The organism is Blautia sp. An46, assembly GCF_002161645.1.
Taxonomy (GTDB): Bacteria; Bacillota; Clostridia; order Lachnospirales; family Lachnospiraceae; genus Blautia; species Blautia ornithocaccae.
Genome location: NZ_NFIF01000027.1, coordinates 20,116 through 38,782, shown reverse-complemented (window position 1 = coordinate 38,782; position 18,667 = coordinate 20,116). Strand labels below are relative to the sequence as shown.

The window sequence follows — 18,667 nt, the reverse complement described above, 5'->3', positions numbered from 1 at the left end:
CTATAGGATTTGTACTAACCAGCAAAGTCAGCAAATCTTATTTTACTCTGAGGTATCTTTTTTTCTCAACCACCTTTCGTGGAATTCCCTATATTTGTATTATACAGGAAGCTCCTGTTGGATTGTTCTCTGCTTACAGTATAATACAAAGAGGCCCGGCAGTGTATCACTTGTTTAGCTAAAGAATATAAGATTTCGAAACAAATATAGAAATGTCTCAACAGAATTTCCCCAAAAAGGATTTCTGTACGTGAAAGGCATTTTCTTCAATACCATATAAGCATTAGACTTTTCCCATTCCTGCTCCTATAATAGAAAGAAAAAGACAAAATATAAGATTGGAGGAACAGACATGAGTAAAAAATTAGTAGCGTATTTTTCTGCAAGCGGCGTAACGGAAGCTGTAGCAAAGAATCTGGCTCAGGCCGCAGAGGCTGATCTGTATAAAATCCAGCCGGCTATTCCCTATACTGCTGCAGATCTGGACTGGATGAATAAAAAAAGCCGCAGCTCTTTGGAGATGAACGATCCTTCTTCTCGCCCGGAGATCATGAAAGAGGATCTGGATGCCAGCAGTTATGACGTGATCTTCCTTGGTTTTCCTGTATGGTGGTATGTAGCCCCTACTATCATTAATACATTCTTAGAGTCCTGTGACTTTGCCGGAAAAACTGTAATTCCTTTCGCTACTTCCGGCAGCAGCGGTGTGGAAAATTGCGAGAAAAAACTCCGTCAGCAATATCCATCTATAAACTGGAAGCCAGGAAAGCTTCTCAACGGCGCCCCAACGAAAGAGGCTCTGGCAGCTTGGGTAAATACACTGGAATAAAGAAAACGCAGGTTTAACTCCCTGCGTTTTCTTTATTCCAGTAAATCCTCAATTTCTTCTCATCAAGTGATTCTACAAATCTTTTCTTATATATCAGAAATTCTTCCAAATCCATCATAATATGATATACTTTTGCTTTTCCTTCAAATTCCTCCCAGTTTTCAGGCAAAGGGGTCTTTTCCATATCTGCCAGAACCTGGTGGAGGCGTTCCAGCTGAACTTTTGGATTATTCATTTCTGTTACGTGTTCTTTCATGTAAAGGATGTATTCTGCTACTACTTCCGCCTGTTCCGGCATATTCCTTATCTTTTTAATCTCATAGTGGAGATTATGCAAAATCCCATACTGTTTTTCTCTCATCTCAAAATAATCAATGTAATAAGCTGGATGAAAATGCCAGGTATTGTTCTGATACTCATAAGCCTGTTCAATAAAAAATTTCAGTTTATCCTCCAAACGGATAATATCCGCCCATATGCTTCCCACAGTTTCCTCTCTCCTCAGGTAGCCCGCCAGTCTTTCCAGGATTATCTGAAGCTGCTGCTCCGTATAGCGCATATTTTTTATAAGCATTTTTTTGTGAGCCCTATTCCCGTTGAAAAGATTCAGAACGAAAGCCAGGCCAACTCCAATCAGCACCAGAAAAAATTCATTGAGAAAAAAGTCCACCGAAAAATCCTGGGCCGCCAGAATATGGGTAGCAATAACTGCGTTTACCGAAAGGGTATTTCTAAGACCGGTCAGTTCACAAAGCCCTACCATGAAAAAAAGAAAAATTCCAAATCCTATCCAGTCTCCCCGGACGTACTGAAGAATCAGCCAGCATCCTGCTGCAGTTATGAGAAATGTAAGAATACGCAGAAGAGAAAGTTTCAGTGTTCCCCACTTTGTGGTCAAAACAGACAGAAGGGTAATGATCCCCGCAGAAGCAGCATACTCCAGCTGAAGGTATTCTGCTATGTAAATAGCCAGACTGGCTCCTATTGCGATTTTTACAGACAGCAGTAAAATTTTTCCCGCCTTCAGTCTTTTCTCCCCCATTGTCTCCTCCCCGAGCAGTAAAATATAAACCAACTTGTTTTTTTCATTATAACTTACCGGCTTTTATTTGTATACACAAAAGCCGCCTCTTTCCGCAGACTTTATGTAAAAATTCTAATTCCATCGAAAAGAGGCGGCTTACCGCTATTCATGTCTTTATATTTCTTTTAATTCAGCAGCTTATTCCCTTTTTCACAGATTTCATAAATCTCATCATATTTCGCTTCTATGAGAAGATTCATCTTTTCTGTCTGTTTTCTGACTCCCCATTTATACAGAAAAAAGGGAAATATCCAGCCCAGAAATCCCGGAACAGCCAAAATAATGCATAACAGTATCAGAGGAGGATCTGCTGTTACGGCAAAAGTGGAGCCGGCCATAAAGGCAGTTCCTATGATTCCCACAGACAGCGCCTGTATCCCAGGACGGGAAGTCTTTTCTTTCTCCAGGTTCTTGATTTCTGCCACACAGGCCTCAAAGTTTCTCTGAAGTCTCGTAAGCTCCATTTTATTGACGATTTTCCTGTTTCTCTTCAATCGCAGCATTATTTTTCTTTGGTGGGGAGCCCCTGTCTTCTCTGGGTATCTGTCATTTCCATACTGCACCGCATTCTCATCCACTTCCCAGCCGAAATTTTCGTATCCGTCTATAAGAAAAGAAATCTGCCCTGGCTCCGCTGATACTTCTTTATATTCATATCCTAAAAAGTCCCTATGTCTTCTACTCTCATTCTCCAACATTTATCAACCTCCAATGCCCGCTTTTCCTTCCTTCTGTCTGGGAAGCTTTACTGTAAAGGTACTCCCTTTTCCCTTTTCACTGATGACCTGGATCTCTCCATTCATCAAATCCAGGATTCGCCTTACCAGAGCCAGGCCAAGTCCGTTTCCTTCTTTTGAATGGGAAGTATCTCCCTGGTAAAATTTGTCAAATATATGCCGGACGCTTTCTCTGCTCATGCCGCAGCCAGTGTCTGAGACAGACACCTCCACATGATCACTGGTTCCAGTCTGACGTATGGTTACTTTTCCTCCCGGTTCCGTAAACTTAATGGCATTGGAAATCAGGTTATTCCACACCAGTTCCATAAGACTGGGGTCTGCCTGTATTACAGCCCCTTCCTCTATATCTACTTCCAGCTCCAGTTCCTTCTCATCCCATAGTTCTTCGTACTGCAGGATGCATTCTTCCAGCTGACCGCATAGGTCGTAGCTCTCAATCTCCGGGTCGATCCGCTGGTTCTCCAGCTTGTTCAGCTTCAGGATATTGCTGATCAGTGCAGACAGCTTTCCTGCGGCCTCTCGAATATTTTCTGCATATTCCAGCTTTTCTTCTTCACTTACATTTTTCATCTGGAGCAGTTCCGCATAATTTTTGATAATGGCAATAGGGGTCTTCATCTCATGGGAAACATTGGAAACAAAATCTGTCTTCAAGGTCTCTACGCTTCCCAGTTCTTCCACCATCTTGTTAAAGTCCAAAATCATCACATCCAGATAATCCAGTTTATCAGAGGTGTGAACTGTGGGAACATACACAGAAAAATCCCCTCCGGCTACCTGCTCGGTAGCTTCTGCCAGCCTGTGAAGAGGTGCCTCGTAAGTATCCTTTATTTTCTTCCTTGTAAAGAAGGTCAGACCTACCGCCACAGCGCTCCAGTATATGGTAGGAATAAGGGGCTGAATGAAGCTGTTCAATGCAAGAGCGTTCATAAGCACTACCAGTCCCTGATGGATTCCTGACATCAGAAGCAGGACTCCCAGATAGATAGCGAAAAGAGACACTGGAAAAAGGCTGTCCTTAATGATCCGTTTCCCGGTTTTATCTTTCCTGGTCATTGGAGCACCGCCTTATATCCCAGTCCCCGTACCGTCACCAGCTTAAATCCATCACAGCCAGACAGCTTATTTCTCAGTTTTGTCATATATACATCCACCGCTCTTAAACTGGTATCGCTGTCCAGATCCCAGAATTCATCCATTAGCTGAGCTCTGGAAAAAGTCTTTTTCGGATAAGAAAGAAGCTTATATATAATATAGAATTCTCTGGTAGTCAGACTGATTTCCTCTCCATCTACTTCTGCACTCATTCCATCGGCGTCCAGCACCAGGTTTCCCACTGTGATCTTTCTCTCCAGCTCGATATTGGCCCGGCGCAGAAGGGCTCGTACCCGAAGGACAAGTTCATCCAGTTCCACAGGCTTTACCATATAATCGTCGATTCCCAACTGGAATCCTTTCTGCTTGGAAGGAAGATCATCCTTGGCAGACATGAAGAGAATGGGGATTCTCTGGTTCACCTTCCGCACCGTTCGGGCAAATTCGAATCCATCAATTTCCGGCATCATAATGTCTGAAATGATCAGGTCGTAAAGCTGATTGTACATTTCATCATAAGCCTCCCTGGCATTCAGACAGCCCTTCGCCTGAAAACCACTGTCATTCAGATAAGTACAGACAATCCGGTTCAGTTTCTCATCATCTTCCACCACGAGGATGTGTACCATCTTCTTTTCCTCCTTTTCTCTGTCTCTGACAAACAGGATAACTTCTTTCTGTTGCTGTAATGTTTAACTTTTGTTTCTGAATTGTTAATTATACATATTTATTCAGGTCCTTCATCACATCTGCCAGAGTAATGGCCTTCAGCTCTTTTTCCATAGCTTCCTGGACTCTGAGCAGCTTATCATCCAGGATGTTATGGATATTCTTTCCCACAGGACAGTTCATATTAGGATTTTCATGAAAATGGAACAGCGTATTTTCCTCTATGCATTCTACTGCCTGATATACATCCAGAAAAGTAATCTCTTCCAGAGGCTTTACCACAGCGGCGCCTCCGGTTCCTCTCTTTACTTCGATGAGGCCTTTCTCTTTCAGCTGTGACAAGATCCTGCGGATGATCACAGGGTTCACATTAATGCTGGAAGCCAGGAAGTCACTGGTTATCTTATATTCATCCTTAAAATTTTCCATACATGTAAGCATATGTATGGCAATCGTAAATCTGCTTGAAATCTGCATGGTTATCTCCTCTCTTTGTATTTTATTTTAACTGGCAGCTATTGTAATGTCAATTATTACATTTTCACTCAGACTTTCCAGAAATTTCAGCCTGCCCTCTGTTCGAAACAATCTGTCATAAACTTTCAGCTTAGAATCAAAGTTATTGACATGCTCAAAACAGACGTTTATAATATGATTAACAGTTAAGTTCCGCTGTTCTTCTCTGCTGCGGAGAGTTTAAATATGAGCAGAATAAATTTAGCTGCGTGGAAGGGTTCTGGTCAGTGCAGAACCCTTTCTTTTTCAGAAGAACAGGTCACTTGTCCCACGTCTTTTATCTTATTTCGGAGGTCAAATGTATAGTGCTACCGATTTAAATAATCTTACTATAAAACCAAAGATAAACGACATCACTCTGGAAGTCTTGAGAGAATTCTACGAAATGTTCTTATATCCCTTCATTTTCACATATACTGTCACTGCAAATAACAGTTCCCGCAAAATCAAGTTAGCATTTAATACTCGTAATTTTTGCCTTTTATTGGGAGTAGAGTCTATTGCCAAACGCTCTGTAAAATATTCCGATTTACATAATTACCGGGGTGAAGATGGATGGAATAATATTAAAAATGGATTGATAGACATAAAACAGTTAAAGCAATTAAATAAAAAGCAGTTTAATAATGTTAAGGCAAAATATGTCTATTTTTATCTGCTTCCTTCATTGTTAGAGAATCCATTAGCTGTAAACTATAATAAAAATAAAGTGAAACCGCCTACAAATATCGACTGTGAACTGCTGTTTTACAGCACATATGATAATGCTGTTATCCACTTAGGCATAGATTGGGATTCACATGAAAATTATTACATCCCCAGAACTTTCTTCGTAGAAAAATTGAGAAAATCAAAAACTATAGATATTTACACAGAAAATCAAGAGCAAGTCACTGTTAAAAAAGAGGATAGAATTATCTTGATATAGGCTGCTCAAAAATTTGTATAAAGATTATTTTTCTTCCAGTTTTTAATCAGGGGTACCCCAAGTCATTTCTGACCTGGGGTACCCCTCCTTTATCAAATCTAGATGTTGACTACAGACTCACAGCATCTGAAGTCTGTATCAATGGTATTAGCGATTACCTGAGCCTTAAATTTTCTTTCTCCGCACATTGTCCCTGGAGTTCCTCCGCATACATTTATGTCATCCGGAACCACAAATTTAACGCATTTTACCTGAATATCCCGGCATCCAGGATAGTGGTGGGCAGGAATTGTCATGGTTTTCAGGCCTCTCTGGTACTCCTTTCCATAGCAGTCAACTTCTGTAAGGATAATCCCCAGAGCCACTCTTTTATCCGGGCACACATTCTTAATGGTGAGGTTAAGTTCCAGTATTCTTCCCTGGGATTCCAGATATACATCCCCCAGATCTATCACAGCAAAGTCCTTACATCCTTCCACTTTAAAGTCTATGGGGCGTGGGCATTTCTCCGGGGTCACCGGCTTCTCGCAGTCTACAGTCACATAAGGTTCCGGGAAAATCACCTTATTTCCATCTTTATCGGAATAGGTAATAGAAGCATTCACAAGTTTTTTCCCCGAGGTCTGGCCTATATGCTTAATAAAGAACTCCAGGGAAGCTCCCTCATTTCCGGAAACCCCCAGTTCAGAAATTTTCCACTGAAGTGTGGTGGAATTTACCATCTCAGCGGTACCTTTGCTGGGAGGATTGATGCTCACGATGCTGAAATCTGGGTTCACTTCCTCGTCAATAACAATATCAAGGGCCCCGGGTTTTGAAATGTCAGCCGCTAAATCTGCAAATAAATCCTCCAGTTCTTCATCATCCGGAGTCACTGCCACATGAGATGCATCCGGGTCAGTGGCCCAGTCGTTAAGCACTTCCACGTCTATTCCATCGTCCCCCAGAAGTCCGATACAGTAGATGACGATTCCTGCATCCCTGGCTTCTGCCGCCACAGGGGCTGGAGGAGCTCCGGCTGTGGTTTTTCCATCTGTAAACATAATGATCACCCTGGCATTGGAGGAGGCGGGATCGAAAAGCTGGATAGCCTTGGAAAAAGCGTCTGCATGGTTGGTTGCTCCCCCGGCAATAAGTCCGTCCACAGCATTTTTTAAATCCTCTGTTGAAGTAATAAGCCCCGTGTCAGCCACGGCAACGCTGGCAAAGCTTACAATACCGATATGGCTCCCGGAGCCGATATTTCCATCCTGGGAGCTGTCCGTAGACTCATCAATAATATCTATAAAAGTCTTTGCCCCTTCTTTCATATTGGCAAGGGGACTTCCCGTCATGCTCCCGGAACGATCCAGCACCAGAACAATGTCTGTGGGATTGGAAGAAATATCCGGTGCTGCAGAGAGCCCCAGAGTTACTTTCACGATTCCATCGCAGTCTATTTTGGAAACATCTATTTCTTTATTCGCATTTGTTATGCCCATAACATTACCTCCATATTATGATAAGAGAGCAGATAGTTTTGCCCTCAATCTCATAATATGTTGGAAAAACCCGGTGGTCATAGCTGACTTAGCCCCGGGCAGGAATTCTTATTTTAAGGTTGTTTTTGAAAAACTGGAATACCAGATAAAAAAGCTCACAGATTTTTTTCAAATTTTCTTTGCTCTGTGATACAATAAGGCCTGGAGAAATTTTTTTAATGAAAGGTTTTGATCAATATGAAAAGTGCAAATGTCCGCAAGCTTGCCCTGGCAGGCATCCTTGTTGCGGTGGGAATTGTATGCTCCCCTCTGTCCATTCCTGTAGGAGCTTCCAGGTGTGCCCCAGTCCAGCATTTCATCAATATACTGGGCGGAGTCTTCTTAGGTCCCTGGTATGCTGTGGGAATGGCTTTTGTCACAAGTCTTCTGAGAAATCTCATGGGAACCGGAACTCTTCTGGCATTTCCTGGTTCCATGTGCGGCGCCCTGCTCTGCGGCCTGCTCTACCACTATACTCGGAAACTTCCCATGGCATACCTGGGAGAACTCTTTGGCACTTCTGTCATCGGCGGAATTTTAAGCTATCCAATAGCTATACTCCTTATGGGAGACTCCTGTGCTGTGTTTGCTTTTGTTCTTCCCTTCTTTGTGTCCAGCTTTGGAGGAACTCTCATTGCCCTGGTACTTGTAACTGCTCTGAAACGTACCAAAGTTCTGGATACCTATCTGGAAAGACTCCCAAAGCCGAAAAAAGGCCTTTAAACCATGGTCCTGTTCTCCCATAACCGTACTTCTGCCCTGGTACGGTCATGTCTGCGAATTTCTCTTATGTAACCGTACTCTCGGACTCAATGGTACGGTTACATCTCCTATTTTCGTTTTTGTAACCGTTCTGGACAAAATCCGGATTTTCTGGCCCGGAATTAATTATTTTTCTATTTTCTGTTGAAAACGGATAGATTTCCCTCTTTTTTTACGAATATAAGGTATAACCATCAGATGTGTTTTACGCTATACTATTTTCATATGGCGCCGGCAGACCATTCTGCCGGATCTTGTATGCATACTTGAGCCAGAAGGAGAGTTTATGAAAATAACGGAACAAAATTTTATAAAGGAGATAAGTCTTGGGAATGAAAAAGCCCTGGAATACTGTATGCTCCACTACGGCGGTCTTGTCCGTTCTGTGATACACCGGCATATCGGAAGTCTGACCCAATATGAGGAAGACTGTATCAATGAAGTGTTCTTCGCAGTCTGGGAAAACATCGCTTCCTACAGGCCGGAGAAAAACCCTTTCGCCAACTGGATCGCAGGGGTAGCCAGACTGAAGGCTCTGGACTGTCTGAGAAGATATTCCCACCATCTTATGGAGCATAGCTGGGAGGAAAATCTGCCTGCCACAGCTGCCCAGGAGGATACGGCCCTTCAGGCCATTGAAGAAGAAATTTCCCGGGAGACCCAGCAGATGCTGGACTGCCTGAAGCCCCAGGATAAAGACTTATTCCTCCGCCTTTATGTAGAAGAACAGGATATGGAAGAAATCAGCCGGGACACAGGTATGTCCAGGCCGATGATCTACAACCATCTGTCCCGTGGAAAGCGAAAGATCCGAAAATTATTTCCCGGAAGAGTCCAGAAAGGAGACTGACCTATGAAAGAATCCATCTACGATTTATTAAACGATATTGACAGCAGTCCGGAGTCCTACCCAGCTGCTCAGGCAACCCAAGAAGACGTAAAAAACTGGAAAAAAGCTTTTAACAAAAAGAGGATTTCCACTTCTTCAGACAGAAAAGCCGCCGGAAAACACCGATGGAGAAAATATGCAGCTGCCGCTGCGGCTGCAGTTGTCCTGATTGGCGTCGGTTCCCTTCCATCGGTCAGAATCACAGCTTACGCTGCAGTAAAATCTGTCACCTATAATCTGGGACAGCTCCTGGGGATTTCCGCAGATCTGTCCCCCTATACTACAGTAGTCGGAGAGTCCGTGTCCAAAGACGGGTTCACTGTAACTTTAAACGAAGTGATACTGGATGAAAATATGATGTACATTACCGATACGCTGACCACTTCCGAAAAGATGGACACTGTAGAGAAACAAATGAAGTATACCGCCGATGCCATGGTATTTATCAACGGCAAAATGGCTTCCAGCGGAGCCAGCGGCGGCATTGAACAGGCAGACGACTATAACCTGGTATCTACTATGGAAATCGACCTTCCCGATGTTGATACCAGCGGCACTGTGGATATGGAAATCCGCTATTCCGTAGCCGGCAAAGAGATTGGCACCATAGCCTTTACCTCCTCAGGGGCAGAGCTCCTTGCCGATACCGTAACCATTCCTTTGAAGGAAGACATTACCCTGCCTGATGGTACTACATTATCCCTGGAAAAATACACCACCAGTGAAGTAGGCCAGAAGATCTTTTTCACCCTTTCTTCTGAAAAGGCGGTCTACGATGTTATCCTGAAAGGAGAAGACAATCTGGGGAATCCGGTGGAATTTATCACCCGTTCCATTCATGACGGCCAGGGCCGTATGGAAGTCAGCACCATAGACAACGGCTATGTAAACGACCAGGCGGAAAGCCTGACTCTGACCCCATATGCCGTAAAATTCCCGGAGACCAGCGGAAAGATGAGCAATGATTATCAGCCTGTGGGAGAGGCCTTTACCATTCAGCTTAAGTAACTATAAGATAAACAATACAAGTCCGGGACAGGCGTTGAAAAATCAGTCTGTCCCGGACTTATATTTTACTCCGAACCTTACCCCAGTTCCTTCAGAAGCTGGGAAATTGTTTTTTTGTAAATAGGATGCCGCACATTGGGGGCGATTTCACTTAACGGCTTCAATACAAAATCTCTCATATGCATTTCTACATGAGGAATGATAAGTTCATCATTTTCCATAACCAGGTCATCGTATAATAAAATGTCCAAGTCTAAGGTTCTCGGTCCCCAGCGGATGATCCGCTCCCGGTGTGCCTCTTTCTCAATATCATGAAGCTTTTCTAAAAGCTCCTCCGGAGAAAGAAGGGTTTTCAGAAGGAGGCAGGCATTCAGGAAATCATCCTGTTCTACTCCTCCGTAAGGCTCTGTCACCAGATAATCGGATACTTTTTCCACCTTGCAGCCGTTTTCTTCATTCAGCCGTTTCACTGCATAATCCAGATATCCCTTCTTATCTCCCATATTTGAGCCAAGGCCCAGATATGCCTTGTGCCAGCATCTGCTGATTTTTACAGATACATATTCCAGAGGCAGCCCCACAGGAGCCCAGGGTTTTTTCAGCTCCAGATCCACCCCTACCAGCAGAGGATACCGAAGCAGCAGCTCCCAGGCAAGGTTTTCTGCTGCCGCCTCGATAAGCTTAAAGGTATTTTTCTGCATATATTCTGTAATAAAATGGCTGACTGCTCCGTAGTCTACAGACAGCTCCAGATCATCCTTTTCCCCAGCCCCCCGGGTATTGGTATACATGACCAGAGAAATTATAAATTTCTGTCCCAGTTTCGTCTCTTCTGGAAAAACTCCGTGCCTGGCATAAAATTCCAGATTTTCTATATGTATTTCATCGTATTTCATTTTCTACTGCTCCCTCAGAATAGCCTGGGTCATCTGTATCGCTCTTTTGTTTTCCTTTACATCATGGACACGGACAAAAGAAGCTCCCTTTTCCACGCCCATTACCGTTGTTACCACTGTCCCCTCAACTCTCTGGTCCGATGGCAGGTCCAGGGCCCGTCCGATCACGGACTTTCTTGAGGTTGCCAGCAGTACCGGATATCCAATTTCCTTCAGCAGTTCCAGATGATTTATAGCCTGAAGATTCTGTTCATAGGTCTTACCAAATCCCACTCCCGGGTCCAGGATAATGTTTTCATCTGGAACCCCTGCTGCTTTTGCGATTTCCACAGATTCCCTCAGGTCCTGGCACATTTCTGTCAGAAAATCTTTATAATCTGTATTATCACGGTTATGCATCAGGCAGCATGGAACCTGAAACTGTGCTGTCAGCTCAGCCACTCTTCTGTCATATTTAAATCCCCAGATATCGTTTACCATATCTGCTCCGGCCTTTAAAGCAGCTTCCACAACATGGCTTTTATAACTGTCAATAGATACCGGAATGTTAAAATTTTCCTTTATCATCCGGATAACAGGAACCACCCTTTGGATTTCTTCTTCAATAGTAATCTGGGTATGGCCCGGACGGGTAGACTCTCCTCCTACGTCAATGATAGCCGCTCCCTCTTCAATCATATCTGCCACATGTTTTCTGGCCTTATCTATGTCATTCCACTTTCCGCCGTCGGAAAAAGAATCCGGGGTAACGTTTAAAATGCCCATAATATAACATTCATGTTCTGTATCAAAATATCGGTTTCCAATTTTCATGATGTCTCTCCTTATCTCCTCATACACGGATCTGCCTGTTTTTCTTTTCTTCACTCCAGTTGCATTCCGGCTCTGCACTGCAGAAACAGCAGATCCTGGACTGCTTATCCGCCCGGTAGATCAGCCCGGCAAGCTGGCTGCTGTCTTTTGTGTCCTTATCTCTGTGCCGGGAAACAGCTTCCAGAATTTCTTCCTGCTCTTCTTCGGAAAAGCCGCTGTCCTTCAGGATTTCCAAAGCCAGCTTTTCTCCTGCTTTCTCATGGGGGATTCCTTCTGTGTATTGGAGATATCTCCCGATATCATGAAGAAGGGCCGCCCCATAAATAATTTCTTTGGAGATGCTTCTGTTATTTTCCAGATTCTCTATGTATGCAATTCTGGCCACGTCCAGCAGATGTTCCATTCCATGTCTGCAGAATATCCGGTCTTTCTCATATTCTGCCAGCCGTTCCATATGCCATTTCCATACAGGATGTTCACATATTCTGTTTACTCTTTCCATATTATCTCCGTTCCAGCATACGATAGAATTGGTTCTGGAGTTTCTCATCTTCATTGAAAACACCCCTTGTAACCGCAGTGACTGTTTTAGTCCCAGGCTTTTTAATTCCCCGCATAGTCATGCACATATGCTCTGCTTCGATCAGCACCATGACGCCATGGGGCTTTAATTCTTCCATAAATACGTCGGCAATCTGCGCAGTCAAACGTTCCTGTAATTGAAACCGCTTTGCAAAAACCTCTAAGGTGCGGGCAATTTTGCTCAATCCCACCACTTCCCCGTCAGGAATGTAGGCAACTGCCGCTGTTCCGTAAAAAGGCAGCATATGGTGCTCGCAAAAAGAATAAAAATGAATGTCTTTTTCCATGACCATGTCATTATTGTCTACATGGAACCTTTTCTTTAAATGTACCGCAGCGTCATCTGTATATCCTGCTGCCAGTTCCTCATACATTCTTGCAATACGGTCCGGGGTCTCCACAAGCCCTTCTCTATGTATGTCTTCTCCGATTCCCTCCAGGATAAGCCTTACTCCCTCTTGTATTTTTTCCTTATCCATGTGTCTTCCCTCCTTTTCCGGCTTCTTTCTGTAAGCCTTCTAAGGGAAGAACTGTCTCTGAGTTCTTCAAGCCAAGTCCACTTCCGTATTTGGATTCCATCTCCAAATATACTCTTGCTTCTTCTTTCATCTTTGGGTTCTCCTATCTGAGATAATATTTTCATCTCATTATAGAACTGTTTTTTCTCAAGTACAATATATTTTGACATTTAAAGTCATAAAATATCCCTGGAGAAACTTTTGCCCCATAGTTTCCCCAGGGATATAGTAAAACAGTATCTCAACATTCTTCCATAATAGCTTTTACTGCCGACTTAGTATCTGTAAGAGGGAACAGTTCATATCCTACCAGACCTTTATAGCCACAGCTTTCTAAATGCCGGAGAACTTTTTTGTACTGGATTTCTCCGGTCCCCGGCTCATGACGGCCCGGAACATCTGCCACATGGATATGCCCCATCTGGTCTGCGTAGGCAGAGATTGTGTCGCAAAGGTTTCCTTCGTTAATCTGCATATGATACACATCATATAAAATCTTCAGTCTTGGGGAAGCAATCAGCCGGCAGATCTCTGCCCCCATCCTGGTAGTACTCAGAAAATTCCCCACATGGTCCACTGAAATATTCAAGGCTTCCAGGTTCAAATTGATATTTTCCTGCTCTGCCAGCCTGGCGCAGGCCAGTAAGCCATCATACATACAGCAGATCTTAACTGTGTCCGAAAGCTCCTCATAATGGTCAACTACAACGCCTCCTTCTCCCAGTGCGTTGGAATGAATAGTCAGGCTGAATGCTCCTACCTTCTTGGCTGCTTCTATGGATTTTTTCAGTTCTTCCAGATATTTCTCTCTGTGTTCCGGATCTACCAGAGAATAGTCTGCATCTCCGTTAAATCCGCTGATAAGGATTTCTGCACTTTCAGCAGCCTCCTTGGTATCCTTCAGATCTTTGTCCCTCCAATCCCAGAATTCCACTGCAGCAAATCCATCCTCCTTCGCTGCCTGAAACCGCTCCTTCCAGGGAAGTTCTGTGTATAACGTATCAATACACGCACATTTCCGAAGACTCATCTTTTACACCTCATTTCACAAAAATATTTACCCTCAGTATACAGAGTCAAACACTCCTTTGTCCACTGAGGGTACTGTATTTTTTATGCGCTGTCAATATCTGAGAAAAAATTTTGATTACGCAAACTGGCTGTTATAAAGCTGGGCGTAGGCCCCTCCTTTTTCTAACAGCTCTCTGTGCCGTCCCTGCTCAATAATGTTTCCATTCTCCATGAATAAGATCAGGTCTGCGTCCACAATAGTAGAAAGCCGGTGGGCGATCACAAAGCTGGTCCGGTTTTTCATCAGGCTGTGCATAGCCTTTCCGATTTCCATCTCTGTCCGGGTGTCTACGCTGGAAGTAGCCTCGTCCAGTATAAGAATTGGCGGATTGCAGAGAAAGACTCTCGCTATAGTCAGCAGCTGTCTCTGTCCCACAGAAATGTTCTCCGCTTCATTCTGCAGCACCGTATCATATCCCTTAGGCAGTGTCCTTACAAAGAAATCCACTCTGGCTGCTTTGGCAGCGGCAACGATTTCTTCTCTGGTAGCGTCCGGTTTTCCGTAAGCAATATTCTCTGCGATGGTTCCCTGAAAAAGCCAGGTATCCTGAAGGACCATGCCGAAATTTTCTCTCAAGTTTCCTCTTGTGAGATTTCTGGTATCCACTCCCTCCAGAAGGATCCTGCCTCCATTTACCTCATAGAATCGCATAAGAAGGTTGATCAATGTGGTCTTGCCTGCGCCGGTGCTTCCTACCACTGCAATTTTCTGTCCCGGTTTTGCCTGGAAGCTGATATTTTCCATAAGGATTTTTTCCGGAGAATATCCAAAGCGTACATTTTCAAATTCTACAAGGCCCCTGGCTTTCTCTACCGCCTCCGGGTTTTCCGGCTCCGGTGATATTTCTTCTTCATCTAAGAGCTGGTAAACTCTCTCCACACAGGCCAGAGCAGACTGCATGGAATTTATCATATAAGCCCCTTCTGTCAAAGGCTCTCCTGCCTGATACACATACTGGAAAAAGGCCTGGAACCGTCCTACAGTAAGGGCGCCGTCCAGCAGAAGTTTCCCTGCAAACACCGCAATGCCCACCTGGCCCAGCCGGTTGATAAAGCGGATTGTGGGGTTAATGGCGTTGGTCACGAAATCCGCCCATTTGGAGGCCTGAGCCAGTTCCTCGTTCACCCGGTGCATATCCCTGGAGCTGTTTTCTTCCTGGGTAAAGGCCTTAATAATATTTCTGCCGCTGTATGCCTCTTCCACTTGTCTGGTGACCTGGCTGACACACTGCTGCCGCCTGGCGGCAAACTCCAGTGTCTTGGCAGAAAAAACCTTGGTAGAAAGAAGGGAAAAGGCCATAAACACCAGAAAGATCAGGGTCAGCCCCACATGAAAGCGGAACATCATGATGAGAGAGCCTGCCACAAGTCCTACTGCGGAAAACAGTTTCAGAAGTCCCGTCTGAAGAGCCTCTGCGTTTTTGTCCAGATCGTTTACTGCCCGGCTCATGATCTCTCCAGGCTGATGGCCGTCAAAGTAGGAGAGCGGAAGCCGGTCCAGTTTCTGACTGATATCTGTCCTCAGCTTCAGGCTGAGGCGTTCTGCAAAACTGGCCATAAAAAAATTCTGAAGGCCGTAAAACAGGGAAGTAACCCCATATATTACCAGAAGAGTACAGATTTCTTTTCCTCCTGATTCCCAGGTCACTGAAAATGCCTGTCCCCCTCTGGCTGCCTCCTGTATCTTTTCCCAGAGCAGGTCAATGATCCCTGCACTGTAAACAGGAGCTAAAATAGAAAGCAGGGTGTAAAATATTACAGATACAAAAACCACCAGCAGCCGTCCATGCTGTTCTTCTACCGAGTTCCACATCCGTTTCAAAGTCTCCAGCGGACGGCTGGGCATTTCAAATTCTTCTTCAAATAAGGCCTGATTGTTCTCTTCCATACTTACTCCCCTCCTTTCATCTGGGATCTGGCAATATCCCTGTAAACGTCACAGTTTTCCATCAGATATTCGTGGGTTCCTGTTCCTGCGATTTCGCCCTCATCCAGGACTACGATCTGGCTGGCATGTAAGATGGTGCTGATCCTCTGGGCAATGATCAATACCGCCGCTTCTTTTGTCTCTTCTTTCAAAGCCTCTCTCAGAGCCTTGTCTGTCTTAAAGTCCAGGGCTGAAAAGCTGTCGTCAAAAATATAAAGGTCGCTGTCCTTCATCAGGGCTCTGGCAATACAAAGCCTCTGTTTCTGGCCTCCTGAGAAATTCGTTCCTCCCTGGGCAGCTCTTGTCTCCAGGCCCTGGGGCAGATTTTTTACAAAGTCTGCCTGGGCAATCTCCAGAGCATGGAGCATTTCTTCTTTTCCGGCGTTTTCTTTCCCATGGGCCAGATTTTCCCCGATGGTCCCGGAAAAAAGCCAGGCTTTCTGAGGCACATAAGAAATCTCCTGCCGCAGTTCTTTCTGGGGAAGGTTACGAAGGTCCTGTCCTTTCAGTAGAATGCTCCCCTGGCTGACATCATGAAATCTCAGGATCAGTCTGGCTATGGTGGATTTTCCGCTTCCTGTGCTTCCGATAATGGCCGTGGTTTCTCCCCTTCTGCAGGAGAAGCTGATGTTCTTCAAGGTGTTTTCCTCTGCATCAGAAAACCGGAAATTTACGTCTTCAAAGCGGAGTACCTCCTGGGTATTATCCCAGTTCCCTTTGACGCAGTCTTTAGCGTCCTGGATTTCCGGCTCTGTTTTCAGCACTTCCTCCATACGGCGGATGCAGACTCTGGCCCTGGGTAAAAGTATGATCACCATCTGGGCCATGATAATATAAAATAATATTAAAATGGCATATTCCGTCAGTGCCGTAATGTCCCCGATCTGCATAAATCCTTTTCCGATTCTGTTTCCTCCCAGCCACAGGATCAGAACAATACACAGATTGATAACGGTGAAAGCTGCTACGTCCAGGCCGGCAAAAAGCCTGTTTGCCTGAATAGAAGACTCTGCATAATCCTCAAAGGTTTTCCCCATTCTGCCTTCTTCTCTTTTTTCCTTATGAAAGGCCCGTATTACCCGGACTCCTGTGATGTTTTCCCGAAGGACCACATTCATCCTGTCCAGGAATCGCTGCAGCCGGTCAAATATTTCCGACGCTTTCCTGGTCACAGCCAGAGCCAGTACAACTATCAGGATTGTCACTCCAATGAGCAGCAGTCCCATCTGGCTGTCCACGGCAAAGGCCATAGAGGTTCCCATAATGCATACCACCGGAACCGGGATCACCATCTGGATACACCAGACAACGGCCTGCTGGATCACATTGATATCATTTAAGGTTCTGGTGATCATAGAGCCAGTTCCAAATCTCTGGAAATCCTCTTCTGAAAATTCCAGGGATTTGTCATATACTGCATTTCTCATATCCCGGCCAATCTTTGCGGAAAGATCCGCACAGAGATAGCTGCCTGCCAGAGCGCCGGCGCCGGCAAGAAAAGCGATCAGGATCATCTGACCGCCTTTTTCCAGCATATAGCTTAAGTCGCCTCCTGCCACTCCCATATTTACCATATCTGCCGTCAGTCTGGGTATCAAGAGTCCTCCTGCCACATCCAGTATGGTTACCAGCAGCGTAAAAAAACACAATCCTTTATACGGTTTCATAAACCGCAGTACCGTTTTCATAAAATCCTCCTGTCATGTCTTTCTTTTCCGTAATTGTCAGATTTTCTCTGCTCCTTCCCTCATAAATCTGGTATATTTTCGGAGGATCTGCGTAATCTTTTCCTGTTCCTCCACTTCCAGATTTTCGAAAACCTGGTGTTCCAGGCTCAGCACCCGGTCCACAGTCTTTTTGGCAAACGCTTCTCCTTCTTCTGTAAAGGAAAGAGTCTTGTTTCTTCTGTCACCGGAAACTGCTTCCAGCTGAAGATATCCCTGTTTTTCCAGGTTTTTAATAGCAGAATTTACCGTCTGCCGGCTCATGGACATCTCCTGGGCAATTTCCGACTGGGTCAGTTCTCTGTTTGCCTCCCTCATAGTACACAGTATCCACATGGCGCTGTCGGAAAGTCCGAACTTCAGGGCCAGCATGTGGTATACCTCATCTATTTCCTTAGAGGCGCTGATAAATTCCTGATATCGTTTCTCTGTTCCTGCTTCCAAATATCCTCCTCCTTATCCTCAAAAAATCAAAAGCCCCGATGCAGGCATGTCTCTTTGACTTTGTTGCCCGCAGAAATAATCCGAAATCGGAGTATAGAGAGTATATTACGATTTCGGATTATTGTCAAGATAAAACTCCTAAATATAAGGGGTTTTTCTTTATTTTTGCCCTTATATTTAGGAGTTTTTATAATTGTTCCTTTATTCCAGAACCGTAAGCTCGTCTCCTTCCCGGATCCGCCCGCCCCGGATCACTCTGGCAAACACCCCTTCTCTTGGCATAATGCAGTCTCCCATGATCTTGTATATCTCACATCCGCTGTGACATTCCTTCCCGATCTGGGTCATCTCCAGCACCACATCCCCGGATTGAAAACGGGTGCCTACAGGAAGATTTTTAAAATCTATACCGCTGACAATGAGATTTTCTCCGAAGGCCCCGTCTTCCACAGGGGCTCCCTTTTTCTTGAAGTCCTGTATCTTTTCGTAGGAAAGCAGACTTACCTGACGATGCCATTTACCTGCATGGGCATCATTTTCCAGCCCAAAATCTTCTATAAACAAAGCTTCATGGACATTTCTCTTCTGCGTGCCTTTCTTTTCGCTGATACAGATTGCCATGACTTTTCCCATTTCTCCACCTCCATGAAAA

At 44.7% G+C, this 18,667-nt stretch carries 21 protein-coding genes; 5 read left to right on the top strand and 16 right to left on the bottom strand.

The annotated features are described in order from the left end of the window. The first annotated feature begins 352 nt into the window (after positions 1-352). Positions 353-829 carry a flavodoxin gene (locus B5G00_RS16990; protein WP_087274846.1) on the top strand — a complete coding sequence of 159 codons (477 nt, stop codon included), beginning with the start codon at positions 353-355 and terminating at the stop codon, positions 827-829. Between the two features lie 13 nt (positions 830-842). Here the strand turns inward: B5G00_RS16990 and B5G00_RS16985 are convergent, their stop codons facing one another. The 5 genes from B5G00_RS16985 to B5G00_RS16965 all read right to left on the bottom strand — a co-directional run bounded on the left by B5G00_RS16985 (position 843) and on the right by B5G00_RS16965 (position 4,894). Then, a complete protein-coding gene (locus B5G00_RS16985; protein WP_087274845.1) occupies positions 843-1,871 on the bottom strand; it encodes an aromatic acid exporter family protein in 1,029 nt (342 codons plus the stop codon). A gap of 167 nt (positions 1,872-2,038) precedes the next feature. After that, the gene (locus B5G00_RS16980) at positions 2,039-2,611 is read right to left on the bottom strand and encodes a hypothetical protein (RefSeq protein WP_087274844.1); all 573 of its coding nucleotides are present in this window, start codon (positions 2,609-2,611) and stop codon (positions 2,039-2,041) included. Positions 2,612-2,614: 3 nt separating this feature from the next. Then, positions 2,615-3,709 carry a HAMP domain-containing sensor histidine kinase gene (locus B5G00_RS16975; RefSeq protein WP_087274843.1) on the bottom strand — a complete coding sequence of 365 codons (1,095 nt, stop codon included), beginning with the start codon at positions 3,707-3,709 and terminating at the stop codon, positions 2,615-2,617. Next, complete coding sequence (locus tag B5G00_RS16970; RefSeq protein ID WP_087274842.1) at positions 3,706-4,377, bottom strand: response regulator transcription factor; 672 nt, start codon at positions 4,375-4,377, stop codon at positions 3,706-3,708. The genes B5G00_RS16975 and B5G00_RS16970 overlap by 4 nt, the downstream gene beginning before the upstream one ends. Positions 4,378-4,465: 88 nt before the next feature. Further along, positions 4,466-4,894 (bottom strand): Rrf2 family transcriptional regulator, encoded by a 429-nt coding sequence (locus tag B5G00_RS16965; protein WP_087274841.1) that lies wholly within the window; start codon positions 4,892-4,894, stop codon positions 4,466-4,468. Between the two features lie 337 nt (positions 4,895-5,231). Between B5G00_RS16965 and B5G00_RS16960 the strand changes: the two genes are divergently transcribed. Continuing rightward, on the top strand, positions 5,232-5,861 hold the full coding sequence (locus B5G00_RS16960; protein WP_087274840.1) for a PBECR4 domain-containing protein: 630 nt from the start codon (positions 5,232-5,234) through the stop codon (positions 5,859-5,861). Positions 5,862-5,959: 98 nt separating this feature from the next. On the opposite strand, the gene B5G00_RS16955 is transcribed toward B5G00_RS16960, so the two are convergent. Continuing rightward, the gene (locus B5G00_RS16955) at positions 5,960-7,342 is read right to left on the bottom strand and encodes a vWA domain-containing protein (protein ID WP_087274839.1); all 1,383 of its coding nucleotides are present in this window, start codon (positions 7,340-7,342) and stop codon (positions 5,960-5,962) included. A gap of 237 nt (positions 7,343-7,579) precedes the next feature. On the opposite strand from B5G00_RS16955, the gene thiW reads away from it, so the two are divergent. The 3 genes from thiW to B5G00_RS16940 all read left to right on the top strand — a co-directional run bounded on the left by thiW (position 7,580) and on the right by B5G00_RS16940 (position 10,040). Further along, complete coding sequence (thiW, locus tag B5G00_RS16950) at positions 7,580-8,104, top strand: energy coupling factor transporter S component ThiW (protein ID WP_087274838.1); 525 nt, start codon at positions 7,580-7,582, stop codon at positions 8,102-8,104. Between the two features lie 325 nt (positions 8,105-8,429). Further along, on the top strand, positions 8,430-8,993 hold the full coding sequence (locus tag B5G00_RS16945; RefSeq protein ID WP_087274837.1) for a sigma-70 family RNA polymerase sigma factor: 564 nt from the start codon (positions 8,430-8,432) through the stop codon (positions 8,991-8,993). A gap of 3 nt (positions 8,994-8,996) precedes the next feature. Beyond that, the gene (locus tag B5G00_RS16940) at positions 8,997-10,040 is read left to right on the top strand and encodes a DUF4179 domain-containing protein (protein WP_087274836.1); all 1,044 of its coding nucleotides are present in this window, start codon (positions 8,997-8,999) and stop codon (positions 10,038-10,040) included. A gap of 77 nt (positions 10,041-10,117) precedes the next feature. Here B5G00_RS16940 and folK read toward each other — a convergent pair whose 3' ends face one another. From folK to B5G00_RS16895, 10 genes are all read right to left on the bottom strand, one after another. Further along, a complete protein-coding gene (folK, locus tag B5G00_RS16935) occupies positions 10,118-10,936 on the bottom strand; it encodes a 2-amino-4-hydroxy-6-hydroxymethyldihydropteridine diphosphokinase (protein WP_087274835.1) in 819 nt (272 codons plus the stop codon). 3 nt (positions 10,937-10,939) lie between these two features. Next, a complete protein-coding gene (folP, locus tag B5G00_RS16930; protein ID WP_164496702.1) occupies positions 10,940-11,749 on the bottom strand; it encodes a dihydropteroate synthase in 810 nt (269 codons plus the stop codon). 19 nt (positions 11,750-11,768) lie between these two features. Next, on the bottom strand, positions 11,769-12,251 hold the full coding sequence (locus tag B5G00_RS16925; RefSeq protein ID WP_087274834.1) for an HD domain-containing protein: 483 nt from the start codon (positions 12,249-12,251) through the stop codon (positions 11,769-11,771). Between the two features lies 1 nt (position 12,252). After that, positions 12,253-12,810, bottom strand: a complete 558-nt coding sequence (gene folE / locus B5G00_RS16920) for a GTP cyclohydrolase I FolE (RefSeq protein ID WP_087274833.1) — start codon at positions 12,808-12,810, stop codon at positions 12,253-12,255. After that, on the bottom strand, positions 12,803-12,940 hold the full coding sequence (locus B5G00_RS18940) for a hypothetical protein (RefSeq protein WP_162613523.1): 138 nt from the start codon (positions 12,938-12,940) through the stop codon (positions 12,803-12,805). The genes folE and B5G00_RS18940 overlap by 8 nt, the downstream gene beginning before the upstream one ends. A gap of 150 nt (positions 12,941-13,090) precedes the next feature. Continuing rightward, positions 13,091-13,879 carry a hydroxypyruvate isomerase family protein gene (locus B5G00_RS16915; protein ID WP_087274832.1) on the bottom strand — a complete coding sequence of 263 codons (789 nt, stop codon included), beginning with the start codon at positions 13,877-13,879 and terminating at the stop codon, positions 13,091-13,093. Between the two features lie 117 nt (positions 13,880-13,996). Next, a complete protein-coding gene (locus B5G00_RS16910) occupies positions 13,997-15,808 on the bottom strand; it encodes an ABC transporter ATP-binding protein (RefSeq protein ID WP_087274831.1) in 1,812 nt (603 codons plus the stop codon). A 2-nt stretch (positions 15,809-15,810) separates the two neighbouring features. Beyond that, positions 15,811-17,535, bottom strand: coding sequence for an ABC transporter ATP-binding protein (locus B5G00_RS16905; RefSeq protein WP_087274830.1), 1,725 nt, complete (start codon positions 17,533-17,535; stop codon positions 15,811-15,813). Positions 17,536-17,571: 36 nt separating this feature from the next. After that, complete coding sequence (locus B5G00_RS16900; protein WP_087274829.1) at positions 17,572-18,015, bottom strand: MarR family winged helix-turn-helix transcriptional regulator; 444 nt, start codon at positions 18,013-18,015, stop codon at positions 17,572-17,574. 201 nt (positions 18,016-18,216) lie between these two features. Next, positions 18,217-18,648, bottom strand: coding sequence for an MOSC domain-containing protein (locus tag B5G00_RS16895; RefSeq protein ID WP_087274828.1), 432 nt, complete (start codon positions 18,646-18,648; stop codon positions 18,217-18,219). Positions 18,649-18,667 lie beyond the last annotated feature (19 nt).